The organism is Acinetobacter sp. YH01019 (assembly GCF_013420285.1).
GTDB lineage: Bacteria > Pseudomonadota > Gammaproteobacteria > Pseudomonadales > Moraxellaceae > Acinetobacter > Acinetobacter gandensis.
Genome location: NZ_VOYM01000001.1, coordinates 18,256 through 36,354, shown reverse-complemented (window position 1 = coordinate 36,354; position 18,099 = coordinate 18,256). Strand labels below are relative to the sequence as shown.

The 18,099-nt window shown below is 40.7% G+C and carries 20 protein-coding genes and 1 pseudogene; 13 read left to right on the top strand and 8 right to left on the bottom strand.

Going from position 1 to position 18,099, the window contains the following annotated elements; genetic code table 11:
• From hisB to hisA, 7 genes are all read left to right on the top strand, one after another.
• Positions 1–594, top strand: a complete 594-nt coding sequence (gene hisB, locus FTT84_RS00200; RefSeq protein WP_067761467.1) for an imidazoleglycerol-phosphate dehydratase HisB — start codon at positions 1–3, stop codon at positions 592–594.
• Entirely contained in the window at positions 594–1,211 is a 618-nt protein-coding gene (gene hisH, locus FTT84_RS00195; protein WP_067761470.1) for an imidazole glycerol phosphate synthase subunit HisH, read from the top strand. The genes hisB and hisH overlap by 1 nt, the downstream gene beginning before the upstream one ends.
• A gap of 131 nt (positions 1,212–1,342) precedes the next feature.
• Positions 1,343–1,708 (top strand): DUF805 domain-containing protein, encoded by a 366-nt coding sequence (locus FTT84_RS00190; protein WP_257223340.1) that lies wholly within the window; start codon positions 1,343–1,345, stop codon positions 1,706–1,708.
• Positions 1,709–2,067: 359 nt separating this feature from the next.
• Positions 2,068–2,541: a DUF805 domain-containing protein gene (locus FTT84_RS00185; protein WP_180079528.1), complete on the top strand. Its 474-nt coding sequence runs from the start codon at positions 2,068–2,070 to the stop codon at positions 2,539–2,541.
• 154 nt (positions 2,542–2,695) lie between these two features.
• Positions 2,696–3,367, top strand: coding sequence for a 3'-5' exonuclease (locus FTT84_RS00180; RefSeq protein ID WP_067761480.1), 672 nt, complete (start codon positions 2,696–2,698; stop codon positions 3,365–3,367).
• A 428-nt stretch (positions 3,368–3,795) separates the two neighbouring features.
• Positions 3,796–4,560, top strand: coding sequence for a hypothetical protein (locus FTT84_RS00175; protein ID WP_180079526.1), 765 nt, complete (start codon positions 3,796–3,798; stop codon positions 4,558–4,560).
• Between the two features lie 189 nt (positions 4,561–4,749).
• A complete protein-coding gene (hisA, locus tag FTT84_RS00170; protein WP_067761486.1) occupies positions 4,750–5,481 on the top strand; it encodes a 1-(5-phosphoribosyl)-5-[(5-phosphoribosylamino)methylideneamino]imidazole-4-carboxamide isomerase in 732 nt (243 codons plus the stop codon).
• 84 nt (positions 5,482–5,565) lie between these two features.
• On the opposite strand, the gene FTT84_RS00165 is transcribed toward hisA, so the two are convergent.
• Positions 5,566–6,114 carry a helix-turn-helix domain-containing protein gene (locus FTT84_RS00165; RefSeq protein ID WP_180079524.1) on the bottom strand — a complete coding sequence of 183 codons (549 nt, stop codon included), beginning with the start codon at positions 6,112–6,114 and terminating at the stop codon, positions 5,566–5,568.
• A 90-nt stretch (positions 6,115–6,204) separates the two neighbouring features.
• Here FTT84_RS00165 and FTT84_RS00160 point away from each other — a divergent pair, with 90 nt between their 5' ends.
• Entirely contained in the window at positions 6,205–7,086 is an 882-nt protein-coding gene (locus FTT84_RS00160) for a DMT family transporter (RefSeq protein WP_180079522.1), read from the top strand.
• Between the two features lie 70 nt (positions 7,087–7,156).
• On the opposite strand, the gene FTT84_RS00155 is transcribed toward FTT84_RS00160, so the two are convergent.
• Genes FTT84_RS00155 through FTT84_RS00145 form a run of 3 tightly spaced genes read right to left on the bottom strand, consistent with a single transcriptional unit; the run spans position 7,157 to position 9,191 of the window.
• Entirely contained in the window at positions 7,157–7,549 is a 393-nt protein-coding gene (locus FTT84_RS00155) for a hypothetical protein (RefSeq protein WP_067761492.1), read from the bottom strand.
• A 38-nt stretch (positions 7,550–7,587) separates the two neighbouring features.
• Positions 7,588–8,214 (bottom strand): DUF1294 domain-containing protein, encoded by a 627-nt coding sequence (locus FTT84_RS00150; protein WP_067761494.1) that lies wholly within the window; start codon positions 8,212–8,214, stop codon positions 7,588–7,590.
• A gap of 26 nt (positions 8,215–8,240) precedes the next feature.
• Entirely contained in the window at positions 8,241–9,191 is a 951-nt protein-coding gene (locus FTT84_RS00145; RefSeq protein WP_067761496.1) for a homoserine kinase, read from the bottom strand.
• 110 nt (positions 9,192–9,301) lie between these two features.
• On the opposite strand from FTT84_RS00145, the gene hisF reads away from it, so the two are divergent.
• Together hisF and FTT84_RS00135 are read left to right on the top strand one after the other, a co-directional pair.
• The gene (hisF, locus tag FTT84_RS00140) at positions 9,302–10,063 is read left to right on the top strand and encodes an imidazole glycerol phosphate synthase subunit HisF (RefSeq protein WP_373684980.1); all 762 of its coding nucleotides are present in this window, start codon (positions 9,302–9,304) and stop codon (positions 10,061–10,063) included.
• A gap of 61 nt (positions 10,064–10,124) precedes the next feature.
• Positions 10,125–10,583, top strand: coding sequence for a hypothetical protein (locus tag FTT84_RS00135; protein ID WP_067761501.1), 459 nt, complete (start codon positions 10,125–10,127; stop codon positions 10,581–10,583).
• 256 nt (positions 10,584–10,839) lie between these two features.
• Here the strand turns inward: FTT84_RS00135 and FTT84_RS00130 are convergent, their stop codons facing one another.
• Positions 10,840–11,469: a hypothetical protein gene (locus FTT84_RS00130; protein ID WP_067761824.1), complete on the bottom strand. Its 630-nt coding sequence runs from the start codon at positions 11,467–11,469 to the stop codon at positions 10,840–10,842.
• A 111-nt stretch (positions 11,470–11,580) separates the two neighbouring features.
• Here FTT84_RS00130 and FTT84_RS00125 point away from each other — a divergent pair, with 111 nt between their 5' ends.
• Positions 11,581–12,594, top strand: a complete 1,014-nt coding sequence (locus tag FTT84_RS00125; RefSeq protein ID WP_067761503.1) for an AraC family transcriptional regulator — start codon at positions 11,581–11,583, stop codon at positions 12,592–12,594.
• Between the two features lie 156 nt (positions 12,595–12,750).
• Positions 12,751–13,437: pseudogene (aqpZ, locus tag FTT84_RS00120) on the top strand (aquaporin Z).
• Between the two features lie 100 nt (positions 13,438–13,537).
• On the opposite strand, the gene FTT84_RS00115 reads toward aqpZ, so the two are convergent.
• Positions 13,538–13,786: a hypothetical protein gene (locus FTT84_RS00115; RefSeq protein ID WP_067761505.1), complete on the bottom strand. Its 249-nt coding sequence runs from the start codon at positions 13,784–13,786 to the stop codon at positions 13,538–13,540.
• A gap of 158 nt (positions 13,787–13,944) precedes the next feature.
• Positions 13,945–15,036 (bottom strand): DNA/RNA non-specific endonuclease, encoded by a 1,092-nt coding sequence (locus tag FTT84_RS00110; protein WP_180079518.1) that lies wholly within the window; start codon positions 15,034–15,036, stop codon positions 13,945–13,947.
• A 264-nt stretch (positions 15,037–15,300) separates the two neighbouring features.
• Between FTT84_RS00110 and FTT84_RS00105 the strand changes: the two genes are divergently transcribed.
• Positions 15,301–16,050: a hypothetical protein gene (locus FTT84_RS00105; protein WP_180079516.1), complete on the top strand. Its 750-nt coding sequence runs from the start codon at positions 15,301–15,303 to the stop codon at positions 16,048–16,050.
• Between the two features lie 158 nt (positions 16,051–16,208).
• On the opposite strand, the gene FTT84_RS00100 is transcribed toward FTT84_RS00105, so the two are convergent.
• Positions 16,209–18,089 carry a potassium transporter Kup gene (locus FTT84_RS00100; RefSeq protein WP_067761512.1) on the bottom strand — a complete coding sequence of 627 codons (1,881 nt, stop codon included), beginning with the start codon at positions 18,087–18,089 and terminating at the stop codon, positions 16,209–16,211.
• Between the last annotated feature and the right edge of the window lie 10 nt (positions 18,090–18,099).

Below are 18,099 nucleotides of genomic sequence, written 5' to 3'. Positions count from 1 at the left end.
ATGACCGATCGTATCAGTGAAGTAGTAAGAAACACTAACGAAACCAAAATTCGAGTTCGCGTGAATCTTGATGGTTCTGGTCAAGGCACTTTAAACACTGGTGTTCCATTTTTAGATCATATGATTGATCAAATCAAGCGACATGGTCTGTTTGATATTGATATTCATTGTGATGGTGATCTTGAAATTGACGACCATCATACCGTAGAAGACTGTGGTATTACACTCGGACAGGCGTTTGCACAAGCACTTGGCAACAAAAAGGGCTTAAAACGCTACGGTCATTTTTATGCACCGCTTGATGAGTCGTTAAGCCGTGTGGTGGTTGACTTATCTGGTCGTCCAGGCCTATGGATGGATATTCCATTTACACGTGCTCGTATTGGTACATTTGACGTTGACTTATTCTCTGAGTTTTTCCAAGGCTTTGTGAACCACGCGTTAATGACGCTACACATTGATAACTTAAAAGGTAAAAACAGCCATCACCAAATTGAAAGTGTGTTTAAAGCATTTGCACGCGCACTTCGTATGGCATGTGAAATTGACCCTCGTGCAGAGAATACTGTCGCTTCAACCAAAGGAACATTGTAATGACCCGTATTGCCCTTCTTGACTATGGCATGGGAAATCTTCACTCAGCTGCAAAAGCACTCGAACACGTCGGTGCAACGGTTGATGTGACCAATGATCCAAAGCTGATTGCTCAAGCAGATAAAATTGTATTTCCTGGTGTAGGCGCAATGCGTGATTGCATGCAAGGGATGCATGAAGCGGGTATTGATGAAGTTGTTCGCAATGCTGCATTCAATAAGCCTGTACTCGCAATCTGTGTGGGTATGCAAGCCTTGATGCAACACTCTGAAGAAAATGGTGGTGCAGATGCACTCGGTATTTTTGAAGGTGTGGTAAAACGTTTTCCTGATGTAGACGGTTTAAAAGTTCCACACATGGGCTGGAACCAAGTACATCAAGCTGATCCAAGCCATCCAATGTGGAAAAACATTGAACAAGATGCACGTTTTTACTTTGTACATAGCTTCTATGTTGAACCGAAAGATCCAGCTATTGTTGCTGCTACCTGTGACTATGGTTTGCAATTCTGTACCGCAATTCACAAGGAAAACTTGTTTGCGACACAATTCCACCCAGAAAAAAGTCATACAGCGGGTCTACAATTGCTGAAAAACTTTGTGGAATGGGATATTTAAAGTTCCGTCCCATCCAAAAAAGCCCGCACCTTGCGGGCTTTTTTATAATGTTTATTTTTCATACTTTTATTTTATAGATATTCATTTTAGAATTTGCCTACTTATAAAAATACCAAAGTCTAGGAATAATAATGAATACATTCACATCTGACTCACCTACCCAAGCCAGTGGTCGCTTTAGCCGTCGCGCTTATCTTGCTTGGAATCTACTCCTCGGCATTATTTTTATGCTGATTGCTGTTGTGGTCGCCCTACTCACTCCCGGCGCTCAAAATAGCCTTACTGAAGGAGCAATGTCGACGCCACTCATGATTATTTTCTTTATCATGTACGCCATTGCGATTTATTACAGCGTTATTTTCTTAATTCGACGTTTACATGACCGTGACCATTCTGGATGGCTTGCCCTACTAATCTTAGTCCCTGTGCTGAATATTTTGTTTGCGCTCTATGTATTATTTGCCCCTGGTAATAGCGGTAGCAATACATTTGGATAACCACGCCCGACCAAAGGCTGGGAAACAGTGCTGGCAGTTTTGTATATTGTCGTGTTTGTTATTGGCATACTCGCTGCGATCATGGTTCCGTCTTACCAAGACTATGTGATCCGATCACAACAAGCTACGATTCAAGAATAATCCTTATATGTCGTGTATATCTGCATAAACAGCAACACATATTCTAAGACAAGCTCACTCAGATGAGCTTTTTTATACTTTGCCTTTATAATCAACGCGCTTTTTATGTTCAGGATAAATCCTCCCATTTTCACATTTTTATGTCGTTTTTAGCTCATTAGTTGTGTCTAAAAATGAATGATAACAATACTTTTTAAGATAATTTAAGATCATTAAATATGAATAATTCACCCAATATAAACTCTGGCTGGAACCGTGACGGTCGGTTTAATCGCATGTCATTTATCGGTTGGAATACCTTTTATGGTCTGATGCTGACGTTAGTGATGCTGGTCATTGTTATTATGATGCCAAATACCATGAATACCTTAATGGCTTATGCTGAAAATCCGATATTACAAGGCTTTGCACTTGGTTTTAATATTTTACTTTTAATTCCTTTGATGATTTTCTCAGCGCGTCGTTTACATGACTTCAATATGTCGGGCTGGTTTGCGCTTTTACAGCTGATCCCATTGCTCAATATCATTATGTTTATTGTAATCATACTCATCCCGGGTACTGCAACTGCCAATCAATATGGCGAGCCACGTGAATCAAAAACATGGGAAGTGGTTTTGGCCTTTTTATTTTTAGGTCTATTCTTATTAATATTGGTTAACCTACACTTTACCCTTAAATATTTCTTTTAATTAACCTACTTCATTGATGTAAATATATACCGCTTTGAATCACCTTCAGCGCGGTATAAATGCATTTAGTATGTAAGTTTCACCCACAACAGCTTGATTGCTTTTCAGGTTTAAACTGACTAGGCTCAACAGATAAAATCTTGAATGAATACTCATGAACGATGCTGTACAACCGCAAATTTTGCCATCTAAAGAACAAATTAAAAGCTTTCCACTTTTTCAAAATTTAGCTTTCGAACAAATTCATGTGATTCACTGCTTAGAACAGTGTCTAACTTGGGCAGAACAACTAAATACAGCAGCCGTACTGGGTTTTGACTCTGAGTCAAAACCAATCTTCAATAAAGGCGAAGTTTCAACTGGGCCTCATTTAATTCAATTGGCAACTGCACAGTATGCGTGGCTATTTCAAATGAATGAAGAAACATGGACATTTTTAAAACCGATTTTTAGTAATCGCGATCAAATCAAAGTTGGCTTTGGCTTAAAAAATGATGCACATTTATTTCGTAAAAAAAGTGTTGAGCTTAATAGTGTCTTAGAACTTTCTAAGTGCTTTACATCTTTTGGTTTAACCCAGCCTGTAGGTTTAAAAAATGCCATGGCGTTGCTTTTTGCTGTCAATTTTCCGAAGTCTAAATCAGTCAGCACTTCTAATTGGGCCAAAAAACGCTTAAGCCCAGAACAAATTCGTTATGCAGCAGCAGATGCCTATGCACCAGTACTGGTATTCGAAGAATTATTACAACGTGGACTCTTGCCTAAAACCATTCCAAATACCTCTTTAAAGCTACGTATTAGACCCAACAAATCAAATAAACCATAATAAAAATAAGGATTTATTGCACCCACAAAATGTAACTGCCCTGTAACGGCAATTTGCACCAGCTTATTGCACTCACACTAATCTGAACTCAGTCGAGTTTTATTCTGCAATGCCGTATTTACGTTGTATTCGGACCAAGACAATTATATTTTGCTTTGCCATGAATCATGTATGGGTTAATAAAAATGTCCACATGCACCATTTAAGTACAATTATATGATTGATTTTTATTAAATAAATTACATTAATATACACTTGTATTTAAATTCACATAATCTCTTGATCGCATTGAATTTTCCATCCTAATCACATGATTTTTCTTCTACTTTATATATTTTTATAATTTGTTTTCACGCTTCGCATTTTGCTAAAACAAGTCTGCCAAATACATAACAACATTTTATTTTAAAGACTTGGAGAACCATCACATGCTGAACTTATTTACAGGAAAAATTAGCGGTGTATTAAGCCTGGCTTTACAAGGCATTAGCAAAGCTGTCAGTTTAGTTTTAAATACAGTCTTGGATACTGTAGATACCGTTTTAGACACGGTCAGCCACTTAACAGCGCCTATAACTGAAGCACTGATTGAACTGCCAATTATTGGTAGCAGCATTGAAAAAGTCTTAACTATTGAAAACAATTTAGTGAGCACACTCGGTGATGGCCTGCATGCTGTAGCAGATCAATTGGCAACGGGTGACTTAATTGGAGGCGTACAAACAACGCTTAATGGTGTCACTGACCTTGTTGGACAAACAGTAACAGAAGTCGCGGGCTTAGTAGATCATATTGCTGGTGTTGCAGCACCAATCACAGACAGTCTTGCTGACGTTCCAGTATTAGGAGGAATATTGAATGCTGTCGGCGAAACCACAGACAATTTGACTGGCTTATTGGCGGAGACAGGCGATTATGTTGCCAGTATTGATCCCACTGAATTATTAACAGGGGTATTAAGTGATCCTTTAGGCAGTGTTGGTGGCGTCGTACACGATGTATCAGGTACCGTAGATGCTTTAATTGACGACCTTGCACCCATTACCTCAGTTGCATCTGAACTTCCAGTAGTCGGTGACATTGTCAATGTTGTAGGCGAAACCTCCACTGCTCTCAATCATGCCTTATATGACGTCGGTTCACTACTTCAATCGCTCAATACAGATTTGTTGCAAACCACAAGCTACACCTAACCGATCAGAAAGAAATATGCGCCTTTTGCGTGAATAAAAATAAAATCAAAGAATAACTTTCCATCCGCCTGACATCGTTCAGGCTTTTTTAATTGTGTAATTCTGATATTAGCCTTTAGTGAATCAGCGTTTATTTGATAAGATTAAGCACAAATTCATTCTTATTTTGATTGAGCAAGGAGCGAAAGCATGCTGATCATCCCTGCAATTGACCTGAAAGATGGCAAATGTGTCCGTTTAAAGCAAGGTCGTATGGAAGACGATACCGTATTTTCTGACGATCCAGTGGCAACTGCACAGCATTGGGTAAATGAAGGCGCGCGTCGCTTACATTTGGTTGACTTAAACGGTGCTTTCGCTGGTACACCAATTCATAAACCTGTAGTTGAAGCCATTGCGAAAGCTCAGCCTGAACTGCCAATTCAAATTGGTGGTGGTATCCGCTCACTCGAAACCATCGAACATTACTTAGATGCTGGCGTATCATTTGTCATCATTGGTACAAAAGCAGTAAAAGAACCTGAGTTTGTCGAAGAAGCATGTAAGAAATTTGCCGGTCATATCATTGTTGGTATCGATGCCATGAATGGCATGGTTGCAACGGATGGTTGGGCAAATGTGACAGATGTGAAAGCAACTGATCTTGCAAAACGTTTTGCCGATGCTGGCGTTTCAAGCATCGTTTATACCGATATTGCACGTGATGGCATGATGCAAGGTGTGAACATTGAACAAACTGTGAATTTGGCTACATATTCAGGTTTACCTGTGATTGCATCAGGTGGCGTAACTAACCTTGATGATGTCCGCAATTTAAAAGGCCAACCGGGTATTTTAGGGGCGATTACAGGTCGTGCAATTTATGAAGGCACATTAAACCTACGTGAAGCGCAAGCTTTGTGGGATGACCAAGCGTTCTAAGCATTGCTTATGTAAAAAAGAGGTCTTTTGACCTCTTTTTTATGCCAATAATTTAACTTTATACTCGATTTGAATGGCTTAGGCTTAATTCACACAATTTCGCATAAAACGTACGACGGTCGAACCTGAATTGATATAACGATAATTCACATCACTGGCATAGACGTGACTTTGACCTGCACTGAATGTGACAGGTTGATTATTGAGATCCAAGGTTAATTGACCTTCAATCACAAAGATCATTTCATGCCAACCAGCCGGATCAGGTTCAGCACAATAAATTTCATTGGGTGCTAAAGACCATTCCCACATTTCTACATGCTGTTTAGCCTGACAGCTCGATAAAATTTTGGCATAACTCTGACTGGTTTGCCCTTGCCAAAGTTGCTCATGAATCCTTTCAGCAGGTTGTGCGGCAGCACGAACCAAGTCCACAAAACTGACCTCTAACACATCTGCCAGCCAACCCAACTTCGCTAAACTAATATTGTCCTGACCCGACTCTAAACCTGCGATGGTACGTCGGCTCACGCCGGACAAATCAGCCAATTGTTGCTGCGTAAGATTCTTAGCATCTCGGTAATGTTTTAAATTAGATGCAACATGCTTTAGCACATGCGTTGAATTGGTCATCGGATCAATCTTTATGAGAATTGTGCAATATATTGCACATTTAATAAAAATAAGACAATATGTGCCTTAAATTTTTATCAGCTTTTCACTATGTTTCCCGCCACGCTCTCACAGAAAGCACCACAAATTGCGCTCATTTTAATTACTGTCATATGGGGTGCGAGCTTTATTACGGTTCAATATGGCTTAAATTTTAGTAGCCCAGTCTTGTTTGTTGGGCTGCGATTTGCTGCTGCTACGATTGCGGTGAGCCTGCTTTCCTTAAAATATCTGAAGCATTTTTCTAAACAGGATTTGATTGCTGGAGCGAGCATTGGTGCTGTTATTGCCATCGGCTATGCCACACAAACTGTAGGTTTACAGACGATTAGCAGTAGTGAATCAGCTTTTTTGACCGCGCTATATGTCCCTTTAGTACCATTTTTTATGTGGCTTTGTTTTAAAAACACCCCACATTTAATGACGTGGTTAGGTGCTAGCTGTGCTTTCATCGGTTTGGTATTTTTAACGGGGAACGGCTTTGGCGCGATTCATCTAAGTTTTGGCCAACTGATTACCCTATTCGGCTCAATTGCGATAGCATTTGAAATCATCTTGATCAGTTACTTTGCAAATCGTGTGAACCTACGCCGCGTAACCGTCTTGCAATTGGCATTTGCCTCTCTATTTTGTTTTTGCTTTGCCCCGATGATTGGTGAAACCACATTACCCGTTTTTGAATGGAAGTTAATCGCGGTTTTATGTGCTTTAGGACTAGCGAGTGCAGTTATTCAATTGGTCATGAACTGGGCGCAGCGCATAGTTGATCCTGCTCAAGCTGCGATTATTTATGCCGGTGAACCCGTTTGGGCTGCCATGATTGGACGGATTGCCGGTGAACGCTTAACTCCTTTGGCTTTACTTGGTGGCTTGTTTGTAGTGTTCGGCGTGATAGTTAGTGAATGGCGACCTAAGTGGTTAAAGCGTAAGTAGCTCAAATCTCTCACCTTTAAAATGAAAAAAGCGGCCCATCAGCCGCTTTTTTTGAATATACCGAAATTTTTTAATCATACATTGGACGGTTATCATTCACACGAATTAAACCTTTAATGGCACGGTAGACAATCCAAATCCATGACAAGCCAATCACCGCAACACAGAATGTACTCGCTCCTAAAGCAACACCAGCAAAGGCGTTGGCATTATTGCCGGTAAAGAATAGGAAAATAAATGGTACAAAAGCAATAATGTTCCAAATCAGATACCACCAAAACGTACGAATTTGCCAAGTAAAATGACTTTCAAAAATTGAACCACGGACATCACTACGTTTCACATAGTTAATAATCAATGCCAAAATAGCCAATAGCCCAGCAGAAAAAATCGCAACAATATAAAGAATGTACAAAATAATAGTTAATAGGCGGTTTGGATCTTTATCAATGGAATAGTTCATTTGACTCCCCGTCATTTTATTTTTAAGTCCATTTCACCTTAAATATGTAGCAAGTTAAAAGGTGAAATCAGCCATAAAATCAGTAATATGTTAAAGACTATGGTACAGAAATAAATTTTACGAAACGGTTGTTTTTGTGTTTTATGTCGCAAACGTTGCTGCGCCAACCAGGCCGCAGGCCAGCCACCTAAAAATGAAAGGATGTGTAAGGTATTTTCTGGAACACGTCGGTTCCCCAACTGTGCAGCCTCTTTGTCTTGCGCATAAAACCAGTAACTAAGCGCATTCATAATACTGATGAATAACAGCACCATGCCACTGAGCACACCTGCAACACATAAGCCAGCCAGTGCCAAAATATAGATAACACAGACAATTTGCATCGGCGCAGCTTTACGCGGCATGTTGACGATATTTTTTTTCTGCGGACGTCGACTTGGCTGTGTTTGTGATGCCTTTAAATAATGCACTTGCTGTGCACGAAAGCGTCCACGCTCATCTAAAATCACCACGTAGTCCAAGGCACAGCCCACAATAGGACGTGGCCCTGGACGGGAAAAGTCTTTGATATGCAAAAATACGCGATCTTTGGTGCTGTCGTTGGGTTGAATAAAACCATAGCCTTTATCATCAAACCACTCTACTAAGCGCCCCTGATCACGCATACTTTTCCCTCACGTTATTTTTAAGTTTAAGCAGTTACAAATTTTAGTCGTTCAATCAACATATTACGCATTTCATCTGGGTTTTTCTGCAAAATATCATTTCCAGTACGCCCTTGCGCTGCATTTTTCTGTGCCACTTGTAAACGCATCATCCAGAAACGGCCTGCGGCCATCGCCAGATATAACTCAAGACATGACTTTTCATCTGCTGTTAATGGACGCACTGTTTCATAGGCATTTAAAAAGGCAATGGCTTTTTCTTCATTCAAATGTACATCTGGATATTCAGTACAGAAGTCATTTAAGGTAATGGCAATATCAAACAGCAACTCATCTTTGTTTAGTTCGTAAAAGTCTAAAATACCGTTGAGTTGATCACCGTCAAATAAAGTGTTGTCACGGAACAAGTCAGAATGGATAAAACCTTTCGGACGGTTTGGATACATGGCTGTGAGCACATCATACAAACCTAAAAGATTATTCAACAACATGGTATCGGCGTCGTTCAAGCTTGGACGAATATCTCGTGATACCTGTAACCAATAGGCATGATCCCGATATTCAGCACGTTCTAAAGGAAAGTCTTGTAATGCCACATGCATTTTCGCTTGTGCAACTGCAATCGCTTCAGCTTGTGCCAACGTTGCTGGCATCGGGTGTTGACCCTGCATACGCGGCGCAATCTGTGCCGGTTTATCTTTTAAGCTATGAATCGCTTTACCTGAATGACTCAATGGCACAGGTACGGCTAAACCGGCTTGCCCCAAGTGCTCAAGTACCGGCACCAACTCGCCTGCACCCTGCTCATCCATTTCTTCAAACACGGTTAAAACATACTGACTGCCATTTTTACAGACAATAAAATAGTTGGTATTTTGAATACCCCCTTGAATCGGAATCAGGTCAATCACCTCCAATTGATAAGGCGCTGCAAAATCCTGAACTTCCTTTAAAGTCAAAGTGGTATAAACCGACATAGAAAACCTGCGAAAAAACTTACATATTTTTGATAGAATAACCGCTCCGACTACTAAGGTGTAGCATCTAAGTCGCGAAGTTTCATAATCGGCTGTTATTTTTGGAAAAAATTATGCTTGCTAAACGTATTATTCCTTGCCTCGACGTAGACAACGGTCGTGTAGTGAAAGGTGTTCAATTTCTTGATATTCGTGATGCAGGCGATCCAGTAGAAGTTGCTCGTCGATATAATGAACAAGGTGCAGATGAAATCACCTTCTTAGACATTACTGCTACTTCAAATGGCCGTGATACCACTTACCGTACGGTTGAGCGTATGGCGGAATCTGTGTTCGTTCCACTGACTGTCGGTGGCGGTGTCCGTAAAGTTGAAGATATCCGTTTATTGCTAAACGCTGGCGCGGACAAAGTCAGCATTAACTCTGCCGCTATTTATAACCCAGAATTCGTACAAGAAGCATCTCAACGTTTTGGTGCACAGTGTATTGTGGTTGCCATTGATGCCAAGAAAACGGGCGAAAATAAATGGGAAATCTTTACCCATGGTGGCCGTAAAGAAACAGGTATTGATGCTATTGAGTGGGCTATAAAAATGGCTGACTTCGGTGCGGGTGAATTATTAGTGACCTCAATGGATGCAGATGGTACCAAAGCGGGTTATGACCTTGAACTGATGCGTAACATCAATGACCGTGTCACCATTCCAACAATTGCCTCTGGCGGTGTGGGTAACTTACAACATTTAGCCGACGGTATTTTAAAAGGTGGGGCAGATGCGGTTCTGGCTGCTTCAATCTTCCACTTTGGTCAACACACCATTCCAGAAGCTAAGAAATACCTTTCAGAACAAGGGATTGAAATGCGTCTTTAATTGACCCTTGCTTTAAATCTGTGTAAAAAAGAGCGTCTATACGCTCTTTTTTTGATTCATCATGTACTTAGACACTGCACTATTTCTTGCGGGCTTAGGTAGCTTGCTGTTGTTTGGCCTAGTTGCTTATGGACTTAAAATAAGCCAAAACACGCAATCTATGATCATCTTGCTGATGATCTGCGGTTTTATGTATATGTATTTATTTGGCTTAGATCAATATCTTGAGTCAAACTATCAAAAAGCATTAGATACACCTCAACAAACAACTACATGCGCTGTATTTGTTCGACAAATTCAATTCAATATTAGTCGCAAACAGCAATCTGAAACAGCATTTCAATTCAAAACAGCACATTCTGAATTTTTAGAATTTAATGGTGATCCGATCGCCTTCCAACACATTCCGCAGTTGCAATATTTACAATCGGGTCATTCTTATTGTTTTCGTTATGCAAGCGACATTCATGATTGGAATGGACGCTTAATACTCACAGAATTACACCCTTCCCCAAATTAATCATAAAAAAAAGGAGCCTCAAGGACTCCCTATAAACCAAGAAAAACTACAGCACTTGGTTCGGTACTTAAACAACTAAAAAATATACATAGCAACATCATCCGGCCAGTCGTGTCTCGCCTTCTGATACTTCAAATATAAGCAACTTTGTCTAGTAAAGATTGACAATAGATTCATATTTTATTGACAAATCACGACAGTACAGCACATGAGTGCTAATCAATTTCACGATTTTTTAAACAATACTAGAAATGATTCAAACCGTTTCAACTTTTACTGCAGTCACAGTTTTGACCTGTTTTGCTTCTACCCACTTTGCAGGGAAAATACGCTCAACCACTTTATTTAAAGGTTGAGCAAGTATTGTAGGTAAAGCAATGCCCGAAGGGTTCTGTTCTTTTAAGTCAGCTGATGAAATTACTCGCGTCCCTAAAATGTAATCAAACCAAGGCTTAGTCACACACCAATTAGCATCCTGATTTGAGTTCATATGATGATCATAATGCCACGGTATTTTGCGTTTCGCCCATTCAGGTTCCAAATGTGCGCGGCGATGAATATAGTAATAATTGCCTGCACAATACAGAACAGACAAACTCATCCCTTTTGAAACAGGATAAAATAAAGGTACAAATACACCTGCAACAGCGACCAAGGACAATATTTCATTTTTGGTTCGCCAATTACTGATCCCTTCTACATAACCATAGTCTTCAAAATCGGTCTTACGCACTTCACGATGATGTTCCCAGTGGGATTTCATACTGTTGGGTACGGGACTATAGCGTGGTTGTCCCGCACGATGGGTACCATGTAATACATATTTATGCGCAACCCACTCAAAGGCATTGGCAACCACTAATCCTGCAATAAATCCTTTCCACATGACTTTCATCTCCTCGTCTTCTTTTGACTATAGGCAATGAAAAAGTCTAGATATTGACCATTTTTTTCAATATTATTGACAAAACACGACAAAATTTAGAATTAGAAAAACATGCAACAGCTAAAGGACTACACCGGCTCGGTCTATGGTGGGCTTGGGCATTTACTCTATGCTTACCATCAAGCCAATGGCATTGCCATTACTGAAAAATTAAAAAATATCCAAAACTTAGAACGTTTTGAATATGTAGTATGGCGTGATTTATTAATGGAATTAGATCAGCAATTAAATAAGCCTGCATTGGGTTTAGAGATTGCCGAACTGGTTCAACCCAAACATATTGGCATTATTGCCTACATTGCCTTGTCATGTGAAAATCTCGGCGAAGCCATGTTGCGCTATCACGATTTTCACCGTTTGATTTTTGATGGTAGCCCTTTGCAGGTCGAGGTTCAAAATGATTATTTCTCTATTGGTTGGAATGATCTGCCTTTAAATATGGCCAATCAATTAACCGACGAAGTCGCTATTGCGCTCATGCTGCAATTTTTAAAACACTTCATGAGCTTTGAAGACATTTGTTTGCATGAAGTTCATTTTCATAATCCTGCACCTAAAAATGTCGCACAATATGAACAATATTTTCGCTGCAAGGTTCGCTTTTCCCAAGAAAAGTCCAAAGTCATTTTACCGATTCAAGAGCTTTCTCGCCCCTTTGCTCAAGGCGATCAGACCTTACAAAAGTTGCTGATGCAACAAGCTCAATCGCTGTTAGAAAAACTGCCGAATACCACGCAAATTGACCAACGTTTGCAGCAAGCCATATTAATGGGCTTACAAAAAAACTTATTTCAAATTGAACATATTGCACTACAACTGAATTTATCTGTACGTCAATTACAACGCCATTTACAACAACAAGGCACCACCTATCAACAACGTATGCAAGAAGTTCGCTGCATGATGGCAGAAGCGTTTCTGCGTGACCCACATTTAAGCTTACAAGAAATTGCGCTACTACTCGGCTATTCAGAACAAAGCGCATTTCAACGTGCATTTAAACAATGGCGAAGCCAAACACCACAGCAATGGCGACAGCAGCAGACTAGACCGCACATGCAATAATGTGACACAGTTATCATTTTTTCATTGAGATTTAGCTAAAAATCCGTTAAACCTATGCGCATTACGTTGCGTTAGAAACAGCTGCAGCAGCTTTTTATGTTTTTAAAAACATGAGAACGAAACAAAGATAAATGACAAAAACAATTGGAGTCAGCAATGAATAAATATTTAGCCGAATTAATCGGTACATTTTGGTTAGTGTTTGGTGGTTGTGGTAGTACGGTACTCGCGGCTGCATTCCCAGAACTGGGCATCGGCTTTGCAGGTGTATCCCTTGCCTTCGGTTTGACCGTGCTTACAGGTGCTTATACACTCGGTCATATCTCAGGTGGACACTTTAACCCTGCAGTCAGTATCGGCCTTTGAGCGGGTGGTCGCTTCGAAGCAAAAGAGCTTGCACCCTACATTATTTCTCAATTAATTGGTGCTACCTTAGCGGCATTTATTCTATACATTATTGTACAAAGCCAAGCAGGCTTCACAGGCGTTGGTGGCTTCGCAAGCAATGGCTTCGGTGAATTATCTCCAGGTAAATATTCAATGATGTCTGCCTTGGTGATTGAAATTGTACTGACTGCCATGTTCTTGATTGTCATTATGGGTGCAACAGATAAGCGAGCGCCTACAGGCTTTGCACCAATCGCGATTGGTCTTGCACTTACCCTCATTCACTTAATCAGTATTCCTGTGACTAACACCTCTGTGAACCCTGCACGTAGTATGGGCGTTGCATTCTTTGCAGAAACTGCTGCACTGTCTCAGGTTTGGTTATTCTGGGTTGCACCAATTGTGGGTGCTGTGATTGGTGCGGTCATTTATAAAGTGATGGCCAAAGAGTCTTAAAGTAAATTTACACTTTTTATAATGTCACTACACATCAAAAACGCTCACTTTCAGTGAGCTTTTTTTTCAATTAGGAATTCAATCTATTTAAATCTCTGACTTATAAAAATGGATTTTCCACTTCATTGTCATTTTCGCCTTGCTGTATTTTTTCAGGCAAGTCTGTCTGTGCTTCAAGAGCTGATACCACTTGATTAATAAACTGTTGTAAGGCTTTGGCCGCTTGCAAACCGGCCTGATCCTTGGTGAGTTGTAAATTACCGTAGAGGTTAATCCGGTCTTCACCATTTTCTAAGGTTAAATCATGAATCGAATGGGATTCACTGCCATTTTCATAGGGTTTAAACATCTAATTGTTGTCCTTGTTATCGTGTTGCCACTTGAAATGTGCGTACCATGAAAGCGGATTAAGCCCACAGTTTTAGAAACTTGAATGTCCAATTTAGCGTTAACTTGGCATTGTATTCAAGTCTGAAGCATAAAAAGTCTGGTAGAAAATACACCGCTTTATTTCAAAATTTGCAGCAGATATTGCAATAATTCTTCAATCAACTGTTTCAAAATTGCATCTTGGCTGCTGTTGTTATTGGACGCATCACTACCCGTGTCTGAAGTTATACGGCCCCCACTCGATTTAAACTCTTTTTGCAGCGCTGTTATTTTATCGGGACTGACTTCATCGGCACACGAACTTTCAGCATCCCAATGTAAATATGCAATCTCTTGGTTCTGTTTGACTTGAGTTGCTTTCAATGGCAAACGATAGGTATTGCGCTTTTGGTCTTCAGTCAATTCAGGGAAGACATTAATACCCGTTAATTCCTCTAAGGCACAGATACTCATGATCTTGACTGTGGGAGCCGTATCTCTAAGGGTATTATCTGCATAATACACGCCAGCAACACCTTTTTTCGGCAAGTAGATGGCCTTGTAGGTTGCCGTAGGAACAATCACACCCTTACCGATCGTCTTCAGTTTTTTCGCGCTATAAACTGGCCCAGTCACAACGTAAACATCTTGCTTCTGTTTTGTGACCAATGCACGTGTTGCTTCTTCCAATTCACGCCATACTTGCTGATTATTTTTTGGCGCTTGTGGCACCATATTTGCCAATGAAAAACTATCTAATTGAGCCGCTTTGTTTGGCATATCGGCATTCGGGGCCATATGCCCACGGTCATAGCCTGTCGCTTTATAATCTGCAAGTGTCGCGCGGTATTCTGAAGGGACTCGAGTCTCTTCATGGAAATTATCTTCACGGGGAATTTTTTGGCTTAAGCGCACAGGTGTCAGTGATTCAGCGACCCAAAGCGGCGTTTTGGAAATACCAGAATACATGACATTAAAGCCGTTAAAACACAGTGGAAAACTGTTTTTATGTAAACTGTCACGAACTAAATATGGCGGTACTTCACGATAAAACTGATCCAAACAAGCACTATTCGATGATGAAGACATCGAAACCAATTGTTGTATTTTTTCTTGTCCAAAGGCAATTGCGAAACTTCCTATCGCCACCAACCCCAGCAGCACTTTTATGCCGTTCTGACCAAACAATTGAGACAAGGGATTTGATGAACTACGTTTCTTTTTTGCCATGGTTTACAACAATTACATCTAAAAAGGACTATTTTTCCGCAGCTTAACAAGGGTACGAATTTTAGTACACTTTTCTTTTTTAATTTGCTTAACAATCGAACAAATATTGCTTAACAAAGCAACAGTCGATGTAACGTTTTGTCGCAGTTGTACAAGCCTTTATAAGAGGTCGTTAAACAGTTCCGTATGTTTGATTGAATTTACACAGAAAAACATGACAAGGTAAAAATACGAAAAATTGCGATAAAAATATACGGAGTGATTATGCATTCTAAGATTTTAGGTTTAGGTTTGATTTCAGGTTTAATGAGTGCCGCCGCTTTTGCAGAGCCACCGATTCAACCAGGCGATACTTTAGAAAGCTTATCTAAAGTGAAAGTGGTGACGACAGTCAATGGTCAACCCGGTTCTATTGAAGAGCTAGTGGCAAGTGGTCAAATTAAACTTGCTGAAGCTGCTGACGTGACTGCATCCTCTGCTGACCAAACATTAAACCCTGATCAAGCGCAAGCGAGCCAAATTGATCCGAATGCAACTGCCGTTGAACCTGCTCAAGCAGAACCAACAACAGCTGACGCCCAAAATAGTCTTCCTATAGAGGATCAGAACTTAACGGCTGTACCACAAACTGATGTAGCTCACCAAGAAGCTGCCATTACCGCTAGTCAACAAGCTGAAGCTGTAGTCAATGAAGCGGCTCCTGAGTTAGCACAGCAACCAGCACCTGCTGCTACTGAAGCGAATGCAGCACCGATTATTGCCTCATCAGCAAATACTCCAGTAAATGCTGATGTTGAATCTGCTGCGTTACCAGAAGCTCCTCAAGCACAGCAAGATGCATTTATGGCTGCACCTGAAGCACCAAATGCAGCAACTACTGAGAGTGCAATTCAAGCTCAACCACAAACTGATGTAAGCGATGATGCCATTCAAGCTTCACCAGAAGCACCACAAGCAGATGAATCTATTCAAGCAGCACCTGAATCTGCTGATATCGATTCAACAGTGAATTAAGATCTGCTTTAACACATTCAAAAATATTGCATTAAGCAATTTACCCAATTCATTCTGTTACCTTGCTCGCATACTCCTCCCAGGAAAAGGCAACAGAATGAGTCCAATAAAAAAGCCAGGAAAACCTGGCTTTTTTATTACTCAAATCTAAATACAGATCAGATTTCGATTTGACTGCCTAACTCAACCACACGGTTGGTTGGAATTTGGTAGAAATCGCTGACTGGACTGGTATTACGTTGCATAGAAATAAACAGTTTTTCACGCCAAGGCGCCATGCCCTCGCCCAAGGTATGAATGATTCGATCACGCGAAATAAAGAAGCTAATTTGCATCAAGTCAAATTCAAAACCCAATTCCTCGTAGGCGTGTTGTAATGCTGCAGGAATATTAGGTTGATCTTTAAAACCGTAATACATGGTAATGCGATAGAAGCGATCATCCAATTTTTCAGTTTGTACGCGTTCTGCTGCAGGCACATAAGGAACATCACGGGTATTTACAGTGACCATAATGTTGCGTTCATGCAGCACTTTGTTGTGCTTAATATTATGCAGCATGGCATGCGGCACAATATCTGGCGTACCTGTTAAGAATACGGCATCACCCGGAACAAACTTGGTTTCTTCACCCATGCTTACACTACGAATGAACAAATCGATTGGTAATGCATCTTTACCTAGGCGTTTCAAGACCAATTCACGACCATCTTTCCAAGTCATTAAAATGGTAAACAATACCGCACCAATCAAGATTGGCACCCAACCACCCGCTGCAATTTTTAAAGATGTTGATGCTACGAAGATCAAATCAATCAATAAAAACGGTACTGCAAAAATAGCCACTTTCCATACCGGCCATCGCCATAAACCATATGCCAAAACCGATATCAAAATAGTACCGCATAACATGGTCATGGTCACAGCTACACCATAAGCACTGGCTAAGTTAGCACTATTTTCAAACAGCAAAATCAAAATCAGTACAGATATAAATAATGCCCAGTTAATGAAAGGCAAATAAATCTGACCACGTTCAACTTCAGACGTGTGACGTACAGTTAAGCGTGGTAAATAACGTAATTGAATCGCCTGATTGACCATTGAAAATACGCCAGTAATCACCGCCTGTGATGCAATCACCGCTGCTGCCGTTGCTAAGGCAATCATCGGATACAACGCCCATTCAGGGATGAGCATATAAAACGGATTGGCGAGTGCTTCTGGATCACGGAGTAAAAGCGCGCCTTGACCTGCATAGTTCAAAAGCAAACATGGCATCACCACAATGAACCATGCCAATCGAATCGGTAAACGACCAAAATGCCCCATATCAGCATAAATAGCCTCACCACCGGTCATGGTCAAAATCACCGCGCCCATAGTTAAGAACGCCACATAAGGCTGATGTACAATGAAATTAATTGCCCAATGTGGACTAATCATGGTCAAGACAAATGGCGTTTGAGAAATACTCCATAGACCAAAGCCACCAATTGATAAGAACCACAATAAGGTTAATGGGCCAAAGAATTTACCCATCGTTCCTGTACCATGGCGCTGCACAAGAAACAGACCCGCCAAAATACCAATCGATAAAGGTTGTAACCATTGATTGAACATTGGCGTTGCAATACTTAAACCTTCGATAGCAGAAAGAACCGAAATAGCAGGTGTAATAATGCCGTCACCAAAAAACAATGATGCCCCAATAAAGCCAAGTGCAATCAAATAGATTTTTTTGTTTTCAGCAATACGTGTCGTTCGCAGATTTAAGGCCAACAGCGACATGATACCGCCTTCGCCATTGTTATCTGCACGCATGATAATGGTGACGTATTTAAAACTAATAGTCAGCATAATGCACCAGAAAATCAGGGACAGAATGCCTAGCACGGAAGCCTCGCTAATGGCTAAATGTGCTGTGAGGAAACATTGACGCAGTGCATATAATGGACTGGTACCAATGTCACCGAATACTACGCCCAAAGCTGCCAAGGTAATGGCGGGCAGTGCGGCCTTTTGTGCAGTACTTTGCATATTGTTGTCT

What these genes read in the sequence shown, in the direction of transcription:
- hisA (WP_067761486.1), top strand. Translation starts at nt 4,750, where the DNA reads ATGCTGATCATCCCTGCAATTGACCTGAAAGATGGCAAATGTGTCCGT.
- hisH (WP_067761470.1), top strand. Translation starts at nt 594, where the DNA reads ATGACCCGTATTGCCCTTCTTGACTATGGCATGGGAAATCTTCACTCA.
- FTT84_RS00100 (WP_067761512.1), bottom strand. Translation starts at nt 18,089, where the DNA reads ATGCAAAGTACTGCACAAAAGGCCGCACTGCCCGCCATTACCTTGGCA.
- FTT84_RS00105 (WP_180079516.1), top strand. Translation starts at nt 15,301, where the DNA reads ATGCATTCTAAGATTTTAGGTTTAGGTTTGATTTCAGGTTTAATGAGT.
- FTT84_RS00155 (WP_067761492.1), bottom strand. Translation starts at nt 7,549, where the DNA reads ATGAACTATTCCATTGATAAAGATCCAAACCGCCTATTAACTATTATT.
- FTT84_RS00130 (WP_067761824.1), bottom strand. Translation starts at nt 11,469, where the DNA reads ATGTGGAAAGGATTTATTGCAGGATTAGTGGTTGCCAATGCCTTTGAG.
- FTT84_RS00110 (WP_180079518.1), bottom strand. Translation starts at nt 15,036, where the DNA reads ATGGCAAAAAAGAAACGTAGTTCATCAAATCCCTTGTCTCAATTGTTT.
- FTT84_RS00125 (WP_067761503.1), top strand. Translation starts at nt 11,581, where the DNA reads ATGCAACAGCTAAAGGACTACACCGGCTCGGTCTATGGTGGGCTTGGG.
- FTT84_RS00160 (WP_180079522.1), top strand. Translation starts at nt 6,205, where the DNA reads ATGTTTCCCGCCACGCTCTCACAGAAAGCACCACAAATTGCGCTCATT.
- FTT84_RS00150 (WP_067761494.1), bottom strand. Translation starts at nt 8,214, where the DNA reads ATGCGTGATCAGGGGCGCTTAGTAGAGTGGTTTGATGATAAAGGCTAT.
- FTT84_RS00190 (WP_257223340.1), top strand. Translation starts at nt 1,343, where the DNA reads ATGAATACATTCACATCTGACTCACCTACCCAAGCCAGTGGTCGCTTT.
- FTT84_RS00145 (WP_067761496.1), bottom strand. Translation starts at nt 9,191, where the DNA reads ATGTCGGTTTATACCACTTTGACTTTAAAGGAAGTTCAGGATTTTGCA.
- FTT84_RS00115 (WP_067761505.1), bottom strand. Translation starts at nt 13,786, where the DNA reads ATGTTTAAACCCTATGAAAATGGCAGTGAATCCCATTCGATTCATGAT.
- FTT84_RS00165 (WP_180079524.1), bottom strand. Translation starts at nt 6,114, where the DNA reads ATGACCAATTCAACGCATGTGCTAAAGCATGTTGCATCTAATTTAAAA.
- FTT84_RS00175 (WP_180079526.1), top strand. Translation starts at nt 3,796, where the DNA reads ATGCTGAACTTATTTACAGGAAAAATTAGCGGTGTATTAAGCCTGGCT.
- FTT84_RS00135 (WP_067761501.1), top strand. Translation starts at nt 10,125, where the DNA reads ATGTACTTAGACACTGCACTATTTCTTGCGGGCTTAGGTAGCTTGCTG.
- FTT84_RS00180 (WP_067761480.1), top strand. Translation starts at nt 2,696, where the DNA reads ATGAACGATGCTGTACAACCGCAAATTTTGCCATCTAAAGAACAAATT.
- hisB (WP_067761467.1), top strand. Translation starts at nt 1, where the DNA reads ATGACCGATCGTATCAGTGAAGTAGTAAGAAACACTAACGAAACCAAA.
- FTT84_RS00185 (WP_180079528.1), top strand. Translation starts at nt 2,068, where the DNA reads ATGAATAATTCACCCAATATAAACTCTGGCTGGAACCGTGACGGTCGG.